This is a genomic window from Sphingomonas kyeonggiensis (assembly GCF_030812785.1).
In the GTDB taxonomy this organism is placed as follows: domain Bacteria; phylum Pseudomonadota; class Alphaproteobacteria; order Sphingomonadales; family Sphingomonadaceae; genus Sphingomonas; species Sphingomonas kyeonggiensis_B.
Genome location: NZ_JAUSTJ010000003.1, coordinates 784,263 through 799,806, shown reverse-complemented (window position 1 = coordinate 799,806; position 15,544 = coordinate 784,263). Strand labels below are relative to the sequence as shown.

Annotated in this window: 10 protein-coding genes and 1 tRNA gene; 4 read left to right on the top strand and 7 right to left on the bottom strand. The window is 66.7% G+C overall.

Going from position 1 to position 15,544, the window contains the following annotated elements; translation table 11 throughout:
- Positions 1-75 precede the first annotated feature (75 nt).
- Positions 76-954 (top strand): OmpA family protein, encoded by an 879-nt coding sequence (locus J2W22_RS21260; protein ID WP_307120277.1) that lies wholly within the window; start codon positions 76-78, stop codon positions 952-954.
- An 87-nt stretch (positions 955-1,041) separates the two neighbouring features.
- On the opposite strand, the gene lepA is transcribed toward J2W22_RS21260, so the two are convergent.
- The 5 genes from lepA to pnuC form a co-directional block, all read right to left on the bottom strand.
- Complete coding sequence (lepA, locus tag J2W22_RS21255; protein WP_307120276.1) at positions 1,042-2,835, bottom strand: translation elongation factor 4; 1,794 nt, start codon at positions 2,833-2,835, stop codon at positions 1,042-1,044.
- A 119-nt stretch (positions 2,836-2,954) separates the two neighbouring features.
- The gene (locus tag J2W22_RS21250; RefSeq protein ID WP_307120275.1) at positions 2,955-5,270 is read right to left on the bottom strand and encodes a TonB-dependent receptor; all 2,316 of its coding nucleotides are present in this window, start codon (positions 5,268-5,270) and stop codon (positions 2,955-2,957) included.
- 217 nt (positions 5,271-5,487) lie between these two features.
- The gene (locus tag J2W22_RS21245) at positions 5,488-6,009 is read right to left on the bottom strand and encodes an ATP-binding protein (protein WP_307120274.1); all 522 of its coding nucleotides are present in this window, start codon (positions 6,007-6,009) and stop codon (positions 5,488-5,490) included.
- A 10-nt stretch (positions 6,010-6,019) separates the two neighbouring features.
- On the bottom strand, positions 6,020-7,018 hold the full coding sequence (locus J2W22_RS21240) for an AAA family ATPase (RefSeq protein WP_307120273.1): 999 nt from the start codon (positions 7,016-7,018) through the stop codon (positions 6,020-6,022).
- On the bottom strand, positions 7,015-7,587 hold the full coding sequence (gene pnuC / locus J2W22_RS21235; RefSeq protein WP_307120272.1) for a nicotinamide riboside transporter PnuC: 573 nt from the start codon (positions 7,585-7,587) through the stop codon (positions 7,015-7,017). Before pnuC ends, J2W22_RS21240 begins: the two co-directional genes overlap by 4 nt.
- Before the next feature lie 99 nt (positions 7,588-7,686).
- Here pnuC and J2W22_RS21230 point away from each other — a divergent pair, with 99 nt between their 5' ends.
- The 3 genes from J2W22_RS21230 to J2W22_RS21220 all read left to right on the top strand — a co-directional run bounded on the left by J2W22_RS21230 (position 7,687) and on the right by J2W22_RS21220 (position 11,112).
- Complete coding sequence (locus tag J2W22_RS21230; protein ID WP_307120271.1) at positions 7,687-8,982, top strand: FAD-dependent oxidoreductase; 1,296 nt, start codon at positions 7,687-7,689, stop codon at positions 8,980-8,982.
- A 77-nt stretch (positions 8,983-9,059) separates the two neighbouring features.
- Positions 9,060-9,136, top strand: a tRNA-Pro gene (locus tag J2W22_RS21225).
- A gap of 95 nt (positions 9,137-9,231) precedes the next feature.
- Positions 9,232-11,112 (top strand): ABC-F family ATP-binding cassette domain-containing protein, encoded by a 1,881-nt coding sequence (locus J2W22_RS21220; protein ID WP_307120270.1) that lies wholly within the window; start codon positions 9,232-9,234, stop codon positions 11,110-11,112.
- 321 nt (positions 11,113-11,433) lie between these two features.
- Here J2W22_RS21220 and pelA read toward each other — a convergent pair whose 3' ends face one another.
- Both pelA and J2W22_RS21210 read right to left on the bottom strand, forming a co-directional pair.
- A complete protein-coding gene (gene pelA / locus J2W22_RS21215) occupies positions 11,434-12,723 on the bottom strand; it encodes a pectate lyase (RefSeq protein ID WP_307120269.1) in 1,290 nt (429 codons plus the stop codon).
- A 274-nt stretch (positions 12,724-12,997) separates the two neighbouring features.
- On the bottom strand, positions 12,998-15,493 hold the full coding sequence (locus J2W22_RS21210) for an ABC transporter permease (protein WP_307120268.1): 2,496 nt from the start codon (positions 15,491-15,493) through the stop codon (positions 12,998-13,000).
- Positions 15,494-15,544 lie beyond the last annotated feature (51 nt).

Below are 15,544 nucleotides of genomic sequence, written 5' to 3'. Positions count from 1 at the left end.
CGTTCATCTGGCGGACAGCTTCCTCCGAACACGCAAGGCAAGCCGGCGGGGGCAGTTTTGAAGGAGGTTGCCTCAATGCGTATCATTTCCAAAAGGTCGGGGGTTCGCTTCCTGGCTGCCATGCTGGCCGTGTCTGCGTCGGGCGGCGCCTATGCGCAGGATCAGCAGAGCACGCCCGATCCCAATATCGTCGTGAACGGTCCGGCGCCCGCGGACCTTACCGAAGGCCCCGAGATCAAGGGCGTGATCACCGCGCGTCACGGCGACCGGATGAAGGTCGCGACCGCCGACGGCACCACGATCATCGCCCTCACCGATACGACGCGGATCAAGAGCGGTGGCGGCTTCCTCGGTGGCGGCCAGAAGCTTGCCGCGGATTCGCTGCTCAACGGCCTGCCGGTCACCATCAAGACGCTGCAGCCGCGGGGCGCCCAGGCGGGCGGCGAGCTCTATGCAAGCCAGATCAATCTGCGGAAGAATGACCTGCGGACCGCGACGATGATCCAGAGCGGCACGTCGCAGCGCTTCGAGGAGCAGGCCGCGGCCACCGAGGCACTGCGCGGGCGCATGGCCGATATCGACAAGTACAACGTCAAGAGCACGACCAACGTGCACTTCGATATCGGCAGGGCCGATATCTCGGCGCAGGACAAGTCACAGCTCTGCACCGCGGCGAACGAGGCCCAGCAGACCGAGAACGCGCTGATGCTGGTGGTCGGCTATACCGACTCGACCGGCAGCGACGATCTCAACCAGGAGCTCAGCGAGAAGCGCGCGGCGCGGGTTATCAACTATCTGCAGCAGGTCTGCGGGTGGAAACCGTATCGCATGCTAACCCCCACCGGCATGGCCAAGGCCGATCCGCTGGCGAGCAACGACACGCCGGAGGGCAAGGCGCAGAACCGCCGCGTCGCGGTGAACATCCTGGTCAGCAAGAGCGTCGACGGCCTGTAAGCCACGCGGGGCGTGCCTCGCACGCCCCGATCCGCGCCAGTCTGTCCGGCGTAATCGGGTCGGGAGCGGTCCAGCCGCTCCCGGCCTCTATTCCTCGCCCATCCGCAGCGCGGCGATAAAGGCTTCCTGCGGGATCTGCACCGAGCCGTACTCGCGCATCTTCGCCTTGCCCTTCTTCTGCTTCTCCAGAAGCTTGCGCTTGCGCGTCGCGTCGCCGCCATAGCATTTGGCGGTCACGTCCTTGCGCATCGCGCTGATCGTCTCGCGAGCGATCACCTTGCCGCCGATTGCCGCCTGGATCGGGATCTTGAACAGATGCCTCGGGATGAGTTCCTTGAGCCGCTCCACCATGCCGCGGCCGCGCACCTCGGCGGTCGACCGGTGGACGATCATGCTCAACGCATCGACCGGCTCTTCGTTGACCAGGATGCCCATCTTGACCAGATCGCCCTCGCGATAGCCGATCTGCTCATAGTCGAAGCTGGCATAGCCCTTCGACAGCGACTTCAGCCGGTCGTAGAAATCGAACACGACTTCGTTGAGCGGCAGCTCATAGGTCGCCTGCGCACGGCCGCCGACATAGGTCAGGTTCTTCTGGATGCCACGCCGGTCCTGGCACAGCTTCAGCACCGAGCCGAGATACTCGTCCGGCACATAGATCACGGCCTGGATCCAGGGTTCCGCGATGCTCTCGATCTTGTTCGGATCCGGCATGTCGGCCGGATTGTGCAGCTCGATATGCCCGCCGCCATGCGTCAGCTCGATCTGATAGACCACCGACGGCGCGGTGGTGATCAGGTCGAGATCATATTCGCGCATCAGCCGCTCCTGGATGATCTCCAGGTGCAGCAGGCCCAGGAAGCCGCAGCGGAAGCCGAAGCCCAGCGCCGCGGACGTCTCCATCTCGAACGAGAAGCTCGCGTCGTTGAGGCGCAGCTTCGAGATGCTTTCGCGCAGCTTCTCGAAGTCGTTGGCATCGACCGGGAACAGGCCGCAGAACACCACCGACTGGACTTCCTTGAAGCCCGGCAGCGGCTCGGCGGCGGGCCGCTTGGCGTCGGTCAGCGTATCGCCGACGCGGGCCTGGGCGACTTCCTTGATCTGTGCGGTGATGAAGCCGATCTCGCCCGGCCCCAGGTCGGGCAGCTGCTCGATCTTGGGCGTGAACGCGCCGACGCGGTCGACCAGATGGGTCGTCCCGGCCGCCATGAACTTGATCTGCTGGCCCTTCTTGATCGTGCCGTCGATCACGCGGACCAGAATCACGACGCCGAGATAGGGGTCGTACCAGCTGTCGACCAGCATCGCCTTGAGCGGCGCGTCGGCATCGCCCTTGGGCGCTGGGATACGCTCGACGACGGCGTCGAGGATCTCCTCGATGCCGATGCCCGACTTGGCGCTGGCGAGCACCGCGTTCGATGCGTCGATGCCGATGATCTCCTCGATCTCGTTCTTCACCTTCTCGGGCTCGGCCGAGGGGAGATCGATCTTGTTGATGACCGGGATGATCTCGTGGTCGTGCTCGATCGACTGGTAGACGTTCGCCAGCGTCTGGGCTTCCACGCCCTGCGCCGCGTCCACCACCAGCAGCGCGCCTTCGCAGGCGGCGAGGCTGCGGCTCACCTCATAGGCGAAGTCGACATGGCCCGGCGTGTCCATCAGGTTGAGGATATGGCCCTTCCACTCCAGGCGCACGGTCTGCGCCTTGATGGTGATGCCGCGCTCCTTCTCGATGTCCATGTTGTCGAGGACCTGGGCGGACATCTCGCGGTCGGAGAGCCCCCCGGTGCGCTGGATCAGCCGATCGGCCAGGGTCGACTTGCCATGGTCGATATGCGCGATGATCGAAAAGTTGCGGATCTTGGAAAGTTCGGTTGCCATGATCCGCGCGCGTTAGCAGGCGCGGGGCAGCGCAGGAAGTCCCCGCATCGTGCCCAAAAGGAACGGGCCCGGCGGAGCTTGAACTCCACCGGGCCCGACCTTGTCTACAGGCTTATCGCTTAGCGGGTGCGGCCCGTCAGCGAGATGCCGATGACGCGCGGCTCATTGAGCACGGCGGCCATGTAGTTCTCGATCACGCCCTTGAGGTTCTTCTCGTTCGTGATGTTGCGGGCGAAGGCCGCGATTTCCCAGGTGCCGTTGCCGCCGGTGTACCCGATCTTCAGGCCGCCCTCGAAATTGCCCTTCGAGTAGAACTCGTCGGTCTTGTAGAGGACGTAGTTGGTGTAGCCCTGGATGTTCCAGTCGGTCGAGATGAACGCCTTGCCGCTGTCGCTGACCGGGATGTCATAGCGCGCGACGGCGCTCAGGTTGTATTCCGGCGCGTTCGGCAGCGGGTTGCCGTCGATCTGGGCGAAATAGGCCGGGGCACCGAACACGGTGCGGGTCACGATCGGATCGTTGACCGTGCAGACGAGCACGCCGTTGAGCGCGCAGGCCTGGGCATAGACACGCTTGTCCTTGATCTCGCTGTGGAGCCAGCTGGCGCCGAAGGAGAGCGCAAGGTTGCGCACCGGACGCACATTCAGCTCGGCTTCGATGCCATAGGCCTCGGCCTTGTCGGCGTTGAACAGGACGCCGTTGCCGTTCGAATCATTGCCGTTCAGCTGGATGTCGTCGACCGTGTAGTAGAAGCCGGTCAGGTTGAAGCGGACCTTGTTGTCGAACAGGCTCGACTTGAGGCCGGCCTCGTACGACAGGATCGTCTCCGAGTTCGCGGTGGTGAAGTCCGAGTTGAACACCGCCGAGCGGCCCTGGATGGTCGGGCCGCGGAAGCCGCGGGCGACACGGGCGTAGAGGCTCAGATCGTCGGTCGCCTCATAGAGCGCGCTCACGTCCCAGCTGGGCTGGGTGTCCGACATGCGGACGTGACGGCGGCCGGTATAAGTCGAGGCGCCGGCGACCGTGTCGGCGGTCTTGAGCAGGTCGGTGGTCTTGGTGTCCTCGGTCACGCGCACGCCGGCGGTGAGGCGGAACTTCGGGGTGAGCTGGTAGCTCGCCTGGCCAAACAGCGCCCAGCTGGTGTTGACGTCGTGCAGGCGCACCCAGTTGTTCGGGTTGCGGGCCGAGGTCGTCAGGAACCAGGCGCGCTGGTAGAACTCGGTGATGTCGCGGCTGTCGAAGTACATGCCGCCAACCTGCCACTTGAACGGGCCGTCGCCGTTGCTGGCAAGGCGGACTTCCTGGGTCCACTGGTCGAGATCGGCCAGACGGCCCATCGACTGGCCGAAGCCGTTGGGCAGGCCACCGACCGGATAGTCGGCCGCAGCGCCGCCATCGGTGTCGCCGCGGCTATAGCCCGACGAGGTCTCGTACGCGGTGATCGAGGTCAGCGTGACCGGGCCGAAGTCGAAGCTGTTGTTCCACGACATGCCGTAGGTGTCATAGTCCTGCGGATTGTCCATCGCCTCGTCATAGCGGACCGTGGTGCGCGAGACGTTGCTGACGTCGTTCGAGCCCTTCTTCAGCGCCTGGCGCAGGAACAGGGTCGAGGTGCCGTTATAGTTGCGTGCATGCGCCGAGAAGAGCGAGGTCCAGTCCTCGGTCGGCTTGACCAGCAGCTGGATGCGCGCGTCGCGCTCGTCGAAGCCGCCCATCGCGTTCTTGCGCGGGGTCTTGGTGCCATCGGCGCTCGTGCCGTTGAAGGCGTTGTCGACATAGTCGTCGCGGTGCTGGAACAGGCCCGAGACGCGGATCGCGACATTGTCGGCCAGCGGGCCGCCGATGCCGGCGTCGAGGCTGATGCTGTTGTAGCTGCCATAGCTCAGCGTGCCGCGCGCATCGAGGCCGTCGAGCGTCGGGCGGACGGTGTCGAACTTGACGATGCCGGCGGTGGTGTTGCGGCCGAACAGCGAGCCCTGCGGACCGCGCAGCACTTCGACGTGATCGAGATCATAGACCGGGTTCGACTTGAGCACGACATGCTCGAGGACCACGTCGTCCTGGATGATCGACACGGGCTGCGAGGCGCCGAGGTAGAAGTCGATATTGCCCAAGCCGCGGATGTAGAAGCGCGGGAAGATGCGGCCGGTGGTCGTCTCGGCGTAGAAGCTCGGCACCTTGCCCGAGAGCGAGAGCAGCGTGTCGTCGCCCGAGGCGGTGAAGTCACGTGCGTCCTGGCCACCGATCACCGCAACCGAGACCGGGGTGTTCTGCAGCGTTTCCGGGCGGCGCTCGGCGGTGACGACGATCTCGGTCTCCGCGCCGTCATCGGCGGCGGGAGCGGTGCTGTCCTGTGCCTGCGCGGTGCCGCCGATCGCGAGCGCGCTGAACGCGGCGCCCAGGAAAAGGGCAGTCTTGGTGATGCCGATCTTCATGAGGTTGTTCCCTGAAATGCGCCCAACGCGCGACTTCGGCCACGACTCCGCCCCGCGGAATCGCGCCGTCGGCACGCCGGACATTCTTGTTATCGGGGAGCTTTGCTGCCCCCTGCGGAGGGGCGGTTAGGACTCGATTGTGTACGAACTGTGACAACGAACATTAAATTTTTGCAATGCAGCATGCCCGCCACGCAATCGCGCGAAGCCACAGATGTCAGTCCGCCTGGACGGCCTCGATTGCGGCGATGGCGTTGGTGTAGCGCTCCTCGCCCTGCCCCGATACCAACGCCCAGCGCACCCCGCGGCGCTTCAGTTCGGCCTTGCTGAGGTCGAAGAACCGCTGCCGCAGCTCGGGCGTGCCGAACATCCGCGTGCCGTCCGCCCGCCAGGCCATGTCGATGTCGAACAGCAGGTAGAAATCGGCATAGCCCTGCCACTCGTCGAACCAGGGATCGCGGTCGCCGAACAGCATGTCGGCCCAGACCGCCGTCATCAGCGGATCGGTGTCGAGGACCAGCGGCTTGAGCCCGGCGGCGACCATCGTCCGCGTGCCGGCATCATGGGTCTTGGCGATCTCCAGCAGGTCGCGCATCGTGAAGTCGATGCCCCGCGCCTCGGCATATTCGCGGCCATATTCGTCCACTACCTCGCCACCGAGATACTCGGCGATGCGCGGCGCGAGGGTGGACTTGCCCGTGCTTTCGGGACCGTGGAGACAGATGGTGCGCAGCTTCATTACGTCCTCGCTAGCACGCGGAAATGGCAAAAGCGTTTAAAGCGCTACCCATTTCGGCGGAGATCGCCGCCAGCGCATTCTCGGATCGCGCCTCACCGATGCCGCTCACCAACACCCAGCGCACCCCGCGGCGATCGAGCTCGGCCCGGCACAACTCGAAGAAGCGCCGCCGATCCGCTTCCTCGCCGAAGAAGCGGGTGCCGTCCTGGATCCAGGGCAGATCGATATCGAGCAACAGATAGAGATCGGCGGCACCTTGCCATGCGTCGAACCAGGGATCGCGCCTGCCGAACAGCATCTCCGCCCAGACGGCGGTCATCAGCGGATCGGTATCGAGGACCAGCCGGCGATTGCACTGGCGCAGCGCCGCCCGAGTCATCGCGTCATGCGTGGCGGCGATGGCGAGCAGGTCGTCCATGGCGAGATCGGTGCCGCGCCAATCACACCAGGTGCGCCCGAATTCGGGGACGTGCTGCGTGCCGAAATGCCGGGCCAGGTGGGCGGCGAGCTGCGACTTGCCAGTGCTCTCCGGCCCGTGCAGGCAGATGGTCTGGGCATAGTGAGGCTTCACCGGCGCGGGCAGATGGTGCCACTGCCCCCAGGGATCGGCGCGGATCGCGCTGGCCGAGACCGGCACCGCCTTGCGCCCCGGATCGACCGGATGGAAGCGCGCGCCGACCTCCGCCGCCAGCCTTTGCCCATAATCCTCCGACGCGAAGACCAAGTCGATCGGCTCGGGATGCGCGGACCGGACGATGCCGCGCCAGATCGGCCAGAAATCGGGATGTTCCTCGGGCGCCTGCGGCACCACCGCATCATGGCCGATCACGCGGGCGCGGGGGAACAGCTCGCGCATCCACTGCAGGCGCAGGGGCCCGGGAACCGGATCGTCGGGCAGCCAGCAAACCAGGATAGTCAGTTCGTCGACCAAGGCCGCCGCTGTCTCACAGAGCAGCACATGGCCATTATGGGGCGGCATGAACTTGCCGAGCAGGAACCCGCGGGTCATGCGGCGGCGAGCGCATGGCGGCGAACCCGCGCCCAGTCGATCGCCCCCCAGCTCGCCAGTACCAGGAACACCAGATAGAGCCCGGCGGTAAGGCCGAGCCCCTTCACCGCATAAAGCGGGATGGCGACGAGATCGGTTGCGATCCATAACCACCAGCTCTCCAGCTTGCGGCGCGACTGCAGGATCTGCGCGGCGACGCTGAGCATGGCGACGGCCGCATCCCACCAGGGCAGCGAAGCATCGGTATAATGGTGCATCAGCCAGCCCCAGCCGGCGGTGGCCAGGACGATCCCGGCCAGCCAGGCCAGGCGCGCCCGGTTGCCCAGCAGCTCGACCCGGATCTCGCCCGCATCGGCGCGGGCGCGGCTCCACGCCCACCAGCCATAGAGCTGCACGACGAAGAAAAAGACCTGCAGCAGCGCGTCGCTGTAGAGCCGCGCGTCGTAGAAGATCAGCGCGTAGAGCGCGACCATCGCGATCCCGAACGGATAATTCCACATGCTGCGAAGCACGACGAGAGTGACATTGGCGATGCCGAGGGCGACGGCGACGATCTCTATCGGGCTCACGGTTACGGCCTAGCAACAACCGGCAGCCCCCGTCGAGAGGCTTGCCCTCCCCCCGCTTGCCGCTACGGTAATGGCCTAGGATCGCGGGAGGAGAGGCCCATGCGTCATGTCGCGGTGATCGGTTCGGGTCCGGCGGGATATTATACCGCCGAAGCGTGCCAGAAGGTTTTCGGCGATCAGGTTCGGGTCGACATCATCGACCGGCTGCCGGTGCCCTTCGGGCTGATCCGCACCGGCGTCGCGCCCGACCACCAGTCGATCAAGGGTGTCTCGCGCCGCTACGAGGCGGTGGCGCTGACCGACAATGTCCGCTTCGTCGGCAATGTCACGCTGGGCAAGGACGTGTCGATCGACGAGCTGCGCGAGCTGTACGACGCGGTCGTCCTCGCCACTGGTGCGCCGCATGATCGCAAGCTGGAGATCCCAGGCGCCGAGCTGCCCGGCGTGGTCGGCTCGGCGGCGTTCGTCGGCTGGTACAATGGCCATCCCGACTATGCGAACCTCAACCCGCCGCTCGACGGGCCGGCGGTGGTGATCGGCAACGGCAATGTCGCGCTCGACGTGGCGCGGGTGCTCGCCAAGGCCGAGGACGAGCTCGAGGCATCCGACGTCGTCGCCCATGCCCTCGATTCGCTGCATGGCTCCAAGGTCCACAGCATCACCCTGCTCGGCCGCCGCGGGCCGCACCAGATCGCGATGACCCCCAAGGAACTGGGCGAGCTGGGCGAGCTGGGCCATGCGACTCCGGTGGTCGATCCGCATGACTTCCCGCCGGTGGAGGACGATGCCGTGCTCGATCCCGGCCAGCGCAAGTCGATCGGCCATCTGCGCCGCTATGCCCAGGGAATGCCCGACAAGCCGATCCGCATCGTGTTCGACTTCTTCGCCATGCCCGTGGCGATCGAGGGTGACGGCAAGGTCGAGCGGGTGATCGTCGAGCGCACCGCCCTGGGCTTCGACGGCAGCGCACACGGCACGGGCGAGACCTATGCGGTGCCGGCCAGCCTGGTGGTGAGCTGCATCGGCTATCGCACGCCGCCGATCGAGGGCGTGCCCTATGACGACAAGGCGGGCCGATTCGCCAATCTCGACGGGCGGGTGCTGCCCGGCCTCTATGCGGTCGGCTGGGCGCGGCGCGGGCCGACGGGGACGATCGGCACCAACCGGCCCGACGGATTCGCCATTGCCGAGAAGATCGCCGAGGACATTGGCGAGGGCGCCGGCAAGCCCGGGCGGCCGGGGCTCGACGCGCTGCTGGGAGAGCGGGGAGTCGATCCCGTCACCTTCCGCGAATGGCAGAAGATCGACGCCGCGGAGATCGCCGCGGCCCGCATCGGGGCGCCCCGCGAGAAGTTCGTTTCGGTCGATGCGATGCTGGGGGCTACGAAAAGCTGATTCAGTGGCTTGCGTGACTCAAATAGCGTGGTTATAGGCGCCCCCTCGCAGTCGGGGTTCGCCCCGGAGGCGCCGGTCGGGGAATAGCTCAGCCTGGTAGAGCACTGTCTTCGGGAGGCAGGGGCCGGAGGTTCGAATCCTCTTTCCCCGACCAATTTATTCCCGCTTATTTCAACACTTTAGGTAAAGTGACCGCCAGGGGTCACAGGGCACTTGGGTGCCCGCCTGAGTGCTGCTAGGCGCCCCATCATGCTTTCCTTCCGCGACATCACCATCCGGCTTGGCGGCCGTGCGATCATCGAGAGCGCCTCGGCGGCGATCCCGCCCCGCGCCCGCGTCGGCTTCATCGGGCGCAACGGCGCCGGCAAATCGACCCTGATGAAGGCGATCGCCGGGATGATCGAGCCCGACACCGGCTCGATCGACATCCCGCGTAACGCCCGTTTCGGCTATCTCCGCCAGGACGCGCCGGGCGGCCAGACCAGCGCCTTCGACACGGTGCTGGAGGCCGATGTCGAGCGCGCCGCTTTGCTCACCGAGGCGGAGACGCAGACCGATCCCGACCGGCTGGGCGAGATCTATGAGCGGCTCGACCAGATCGACGCGTACGAGGCCCCTTCCCGCGCCGGCCGCATCCTGAAGGGCCTGGGCTTCGACGAGGCGATGCAGGCGCGGCCGATGGACAGCTTCTCGGGCGGCTGGCGGATGCGCGTGGCGCTGGCGAGCCTGCTGTTCCTCAACCCCGACATCCTGCTGCTCGACGAGCCTTCGAACCACCTCGACCTGGAAGCCGTCATGTGGCTCGAGGGGTTCCTGCGCGCCTATCGCGGCACGATCCTGCTGATCAGCCACGAACGCGACCTGCTCAACAATGTGGCGGACCATATCCTCCACCTCGATCGCGGCCAGACTACGCTCTATCCGGGCGGTTACGACGCGTTCGAGCGGCAGCGGGCCGAGCGGCTCGCCCAGCAGGCGGCGGCGCGCGAGAAGCAGGTGGCCGAGCGCGAGAAGCTGCGGGCGTTCGTCGATCGCTGGCGGGCCAAGGCGAGCAAGGCGAAGCAGGCGCAGAGCCGCGTCAAGGCGCTGGAGCGGATGCAGCCGATCGCGGCGGTGGCCGAGGATCCGAGCATGCGCTTCGACTTCCCCAATCCGCAGGGCCTGCGTCCGCCGCTGCTGACGCTCGACAAGGCGGCGGTCGGCTATGAGGCCGGCAAGCCGATCCTCTCGCGCCTGGGCCTGCGCCTCGATCCCGACGACCGGATCGCGCTGCTCGGCCGCAACGGCAACGGCAAGACCACGCTCGCCCGGATGATCGCCGGCGAGCTGCCGGTTATGGAAGGCGAAATGACCACCGCCACCAAGCTGACGGTCGGCTATTTCACCCAGTATCAGGTCGAGGAACTCGATCCGACCGCCACCGCCGTCGAGACGATGGGCCGGGTGATGAAGGGCGCGACGCCGGTGCAGGTGCGCAGCCAGCTGGGCCGCTTCGGCTTTTCGGGCGACAAGGCGATCACCGCGGTCGGCAAGCTTTCGGGCGGCGAGCGCGCGCGGCTGGCGCTGGCGCTGGTGACCCATAATGCGCCGCACCTGCTAATCCTCGACGAGCCGACCAACCACCTCGACGTCGATACCCGTGAGGCGCTGGTCCAGGCGCTGGCCGAGTTCAAGGGCGCGGTGGTCCTGGTCAGCCACGACCGGCACATGCTCGAGCTGGTCGCCGACCGGCTGTTCCTGGTCGATGGCGGCACCGCCCGCGAGTTCGACGGGACGATCGAGGAATATGCCGCCTTCGTCGTCTCGGGGAAGGAGCCGACGCCTTCGGCCGCTGCAGTCGCCGCCCCTGCCCCGCCGGTCGACAAGAAGGAGGAGCGCCGCGCCGCCGCCCAGGCGCGCGAGGCCTCGGCCGGGCTGCGCAAGGCGGTGAAGGACGCCGAGGGGGAGATCGCCAAGGCGCAGCGGGCGCTGGCCGAGGTCGATGGCGCGCTGGCGGGGATTGCCTCGCCTGCGCTGAAGAACCTCTCGATGGGCGAGCTGATGAAGCGGCGCGGCGAGGTCGAGGCGCGGCTGGAGGCGGCCGAGGCGGTCTGGCTCCAGGCCAGCGAGGCACTGGAAGCAGCGGGCTGACGCGGACGCTTCGGACGCGGAAGTTGGCGTGGTTTACGCGGAACGCCCTCCTGGAGGGGCGTTCCGCGATACGCTGTGGGAGAGCGGACGGACGCACGCGCGGACGCTTCTGCGCGCGGATGTTGGCACATGTGCGCTGGTTTGACGGTTCAAAGAGCGGCCTTGCGGCGATCTTTGGAACATTACAGGAACATTTGGGTGTAGGAAAGCTCCACCTCCGTCATCCCGACGAAAGTCGGGATCTCGTGCGGCTCCTTTCCCGCGCCTTCGCCTGAGATCCCGGCTTTCGCCGGGATGACGGCTTGAGGCGCGGGATAACGGTTATTTGGCGGCCACCCACTTATCATACGTCGCCAGTGCCTTGGCGGGGCCGGCATTGTACCAGCTATAGCCGTTGCGGCGCTCCAGGCTGAGTTCGTTGACGTCGGTGCGGATCGAGCGGTCGCGGTCGCCGAAGATGGGCTTGCCCGTCTTGATGTCGTAATAGCGCGACCAGATCGGGCCGGCGCCGGGCTTGTCGACCAGCTTGCGGCCGTCCGGCCCCTTCTCGAAGGCGACGCCGTGCACGGCATGTGCCCTGAGCCAGGCCACGCCGTCCGCCACCGCCGCATCGACCGAGGGCGAATGGCCCGCCTGCTTCATCAGGAAGATCAGCAGGTCGGCGCTCTCATCCGAGGACAGAGCGGCCGGTTCGAAGTTGCGGGCGCCCGCCGGGGCTAGCGTGAGCGCGTCGTGCTGCTGGCCCCAGATGGTGCGCTTGCCGTCGACGACGACCTGGGTCTTGAGGATCAGCTGGATCGCGCGGTTGCAGGCAATTTTCGCCTCCGCAGCGAGCGCTTCGGGCACGAAGCCATAGTCGCCCTGGCGGCGGGCGACCTCGGCGAGGACGGTGACGACCGAGGAGAGCGCATCGTCGTTGAAGGTGAGCGCATCGTGATAGCCGCCCTGGAGCGGGTAGATCTGCGGCCAGCCGCCGTTCGGAAACTGCGCATTCAGAAGGTAGCGGATGCCCTTGAGGAAGCTCTCGCGATACGCATTGCCCTCGGCACCCGGCGCCGCGGCCTGGGCACGGGCGAGGAAGCGCAGCTCGGCGGTGGTGGCGTTGTTGTCGATCGTGCCGACATAGCTCCAATTCTCGTCCGCCATGTCCGTCTTGGCATAAGCGGGGAGCTTCTCGACCGGGACATAATGCTCGCCGCGCGCGCGTACGGGACCGGTACGGTCCACATTCTTGCCCCAGCCGCCGGCGGGGGTCTGGAAGCTGACGATATTGTCGGCGACATGGCGCGCCTCGGCGCCGGCATACCAGGCCGCGGGCTTGTTGTCGGGCATGCCGCTGCCGCCCGAAGGGCCGGTGGGCGGCGCGGCGGGCGTGGGCAGGGTGCCGTCGGCCCGCTCGGCGGCAAGCGCGGCCTTGTCGGCCTCCATCAGCCTGACCGACTTGTCGAGATAGACGTTCCAGGCGCGCTGCTGGCCGATGGGAAGCGTGGAAATCCGGGCGTGCGTGATCGGCTCGGCGGGGGTCATCTGGCCGATCACTTCGACCGCCGCATATGCCACCGGTGTCATCGCTATTGCTGCGAGCAGAACGATCTTTGCGATACGAATCATGTCCCCTCCCGATTTTGGTATTGCGGGGAGGATAGCGCGGTGGGGATTTGGGTAAATACCCCTTCAAATTCCTCCCCGAGCTCGTCTCGGGGAGGGGGACCGCCGGCCGCAGGCCGGTGGTGGAGGGGCAAAGTGGGGCGCCGTCTTCGCGGCGGCCCCTCCACCACCCGCTTCGCGGGCGGTCCCCCTCCCCCAGCGAGCTGGGGGAGGAATTTACACGAAAAACGGGCGGGGAGTTGCCTCCCCGCCCGTCTCATGCCCTGGGCTGACGCGCCTACTCGTAGCGCAGGGCATGAACCGGATTGGTGCGCGCGACGCGGAAGGCGTGGGCGCCGATGGTGAGGACCGCGATCGCCAGCGCGAGCAGGCTCGCGGCGATGAACGGCACCGGGGTGAGCGCGATGCGCGCGTCATAGGCGTTGAGGAACTCGCGCATCAGCCACCAGGCGACCGGCCAGGCGATGATGTTGGCGAGCACCACCGGGCGGGTGAACTGCCAGACCAGCAGCCGGGCTATGTCGATCGTGCGGGCGCCCAGCACCTTGCGGATGCCGATCTCCTTGGTCCGCCGCTCCGCCGTGAAGGCAGCGAGGCCGAACAGGCCGAGGCAGCCGATCACCACCGCGAGCACCGCGAACATGCCGAACATCTGCGCCCGCGCGTCGAGCCGCTCATAGGCCTTGGCGATCACCTCGTCGGCGAGGATCGCGTCGAACGGCACGTCGGGCGCGTGGCGGCGCCAGACCCGCTCGATCCCCTCGCGCACCGGGCGCGGATCGCCGTGGAAGCGGGCGACCAGCCAGTTCACGTTGTGCTTGTCGAGCAGGAACATCGTCGGCTCGATCGCGGTGCGGACGGTGCGGAAGCGCGCATCGGCGACGACGCCGATGATGGTGAGGTTCATCATCCCCCCATATTCCTCCTTCACGCCGTAGCGGATCGTCTTGCCGATCGCCTCCTGCGCGGTCTTGAAGCCGAGGCGCTTCACGCCCGCTGCGTTCAGCACGACATGGGCGCCGCGCGCGACCATGGCCCGCTCCGCCGCCGGATCCTCGGGGCGTGGGGTGGTCATGTCGTCGGCGGCGCGCTCGTCGAACACCCGGCCGGCCATGGTGCGGATGCCCATGGTGGGGAAGAAGCCGGCATCGACCGAGTAGATGCCCAGGTCCACCGGATCGGCCCGGCCGGGCACCACCACCGAGGTGGTCGAGGTCTGGCCGGTGATGACGCCGATCATCGTGCGGCCGGCGGATTCGACGCCCGGCACCTTGGCGATCTCGCGGGTCAGCGCATCGGCCTGGGGCTCGAGCGTCTTCGAGCCGATGCCCTGGAGCTGGAGCAGCCCGGCGCGCTTGTATCCCGGATCGACCGTGCGGGCGTAGATGTTCTGCGACCAGACCACCGCGGTGCAGATGATCAGCCCGATCGACACCGCGAACTGGATGACGACGAGCGCGCTGCGCAAATGCCCCGAGCCTTCGGCATCCGCCGCCGACTTGTTCGCCTTGAGCACGCGGGCCGGCTGGAAGCGCGACAGGTAGAAGGCGGGATAGAGGCCGCCCGCCGCGCCGACGAGCAGCACCAGCGCGATCATCGGCAGGAACAGCCCGTCATGCCCGAAATAACGGAGCTGCAGATCGGCATCGAGGAAGTTGCCGAACCAGGGCAGCACGATCTCGACCACCGCAAGCGCGAGGAGCATCGCGATCGTGGCGAGCAGCACCGATTCCCCCAGGAACTGAGTCATCAGCTGGCGGCGGGTGGCGCCGAGCACCTTGCGCAGCGCCACTTCGCGGGCACGCTGGCTGGCGCGGGCGGTGGCGAGGTTGGTGAAGTTGATGCAGGCCATGGCGAGGATCAGCAGCGCGATCACCGCGAAGGTGGTGATCGTCTGCACGTCGTTGCCCGGCGTCATCCCCGTGTTGCTGGCGATGCCGAGATGGATATCGGGCGCGGCGACCAGCTTGAAGGTACGCTCGTCGCCCGCATTGTAGCGGTTGCCGTTGAAATTCTCGTCGGGGATGTTGCGCTTTTCCCAGGCCGGCATCTGGGAATTGATCGTCTTCACGTCGACGCCGGGGCGCAGCTTCACATAGACATAGCCCGAGGTCCAACCCCAGCTGGTGAGATAGCCGTCGTCCCCCGGGAACAGGCTGGGGAAGTCGGCGCGGGCGAGCATGCGCGCAGTCATGTGCGAGTTCTTCGGCAGGTCCTTGAACACGCCGGTGATGCGGTAATCGGCCTTCTTCCCCGCGACGAGCAGCGTCAGGGTGCGCCCGACCACGCTGGTGGTGCCGAACAGCCGGGTCGCCTCGGCCTCGCTCAGCGCGACCGTGCCGGGGGCGGAGAGCGCCTTGTTGTCGCCCTGCACCATCGGCAGCGCGATCGTGTCGAGAAAGGCGCTGTCGACCAGCCGGCCATCCTCGACCTCGGTGGCCTGGCCGTCCTTGAGCAGGGTGATGCGCGGGCCGCCGGTATAGGTGGCGCTCTCGATCTGCGGGAAGTCCTTGAGCAGGGCCGCCTTGGTCACATAGGGCGCGCCCTGATTGTCGTACTTATCGCCGTTGGTCTTGCTCTGATAATAGACCTGGAGCTGATAGGTGCGGTCGCTGTCCGGCAGCCAGCGGTCGTAGCTGCGCTCATACTGGACGTAGAGCAGGATCAGCAAGCAGGCCGCGAGGCCGATCGCCAGGCCGAACAGGTTGATGAAGGCATAGGTGCGGTTCTTCGCGAGCGCGCGCAGGCCGACCGTGAGATAGTTGCGCCACATGGGCTTCTTCCTTCTCGTTCTCCCTCTCCCGGCTGGCGGGAAGAGGATCGG

Bases quoted from the DNA above. Each gene is read 5' to 3' on its own strand.
- J2W22_RS21260 (WP_307120277.1), top strand. From the start codon at position 76: ATGCGTATCATTTCCAAAAGGTCGGGGGTTCGCTTCCTGGCTGCCATG.
- lepA (WP_307120276.1), bottom strand. From the start codon at position 2,835: ATGGCAACCGAACTTTCCAAGATCCGCAACTTTTCGATCATCGCGCAT.
- J2W22_RS21250 (WP_307120275.1), bottom strand. From the start codon at position 5,270: ATGAAGATCGGCATCACCAAGACTGCCCTTTTCCTGGGCGCCGCGTTC.
- J2W22_RS21245 (WP_307120274.1), bottom strand. From the start codon at position 6,009: ATGAAGCTGCGCACCATCTGTCTCCACGGTCCCGAAAGCACGGGCAAG.
- J2W22_RS21240 (WP_307120273.1), bottom strand. From the start codon at position 7,018: ATGACCCGCGGGTTCCTGCTCGGCAAGTTCATGCCGCCCCATAATGGC.
- J2W22_RS21230 (WP_307120271.1), top strand. From the start codon at position 7,687: ATGCGTCATGTCGCGGTGATCGGTTCGGGTCCGGCGGGATATTATACC.
- J2W22_RS21220 (WP_307120270.1), top strand. From the start codon at position 9,232: ATGCTTTCCTTCCGCGACATCACCATCCGGCTTGGCGGCCGTGCGATC.
- pelA (WP_307120269.1), bottom strand. From the start codon at position 12,723: ATGATTCGTATCGCAAAGATCGTTCTGCTCGCAGCAATAGCGATGACA.
- J2W22_RS21210 (WP_307120268.1), bottom strand. From the start codon at position 15,493: ATGTGGCGCAACTATCTCACGGTCGGCCTGCGCGCGCTCGCGAAGAAC.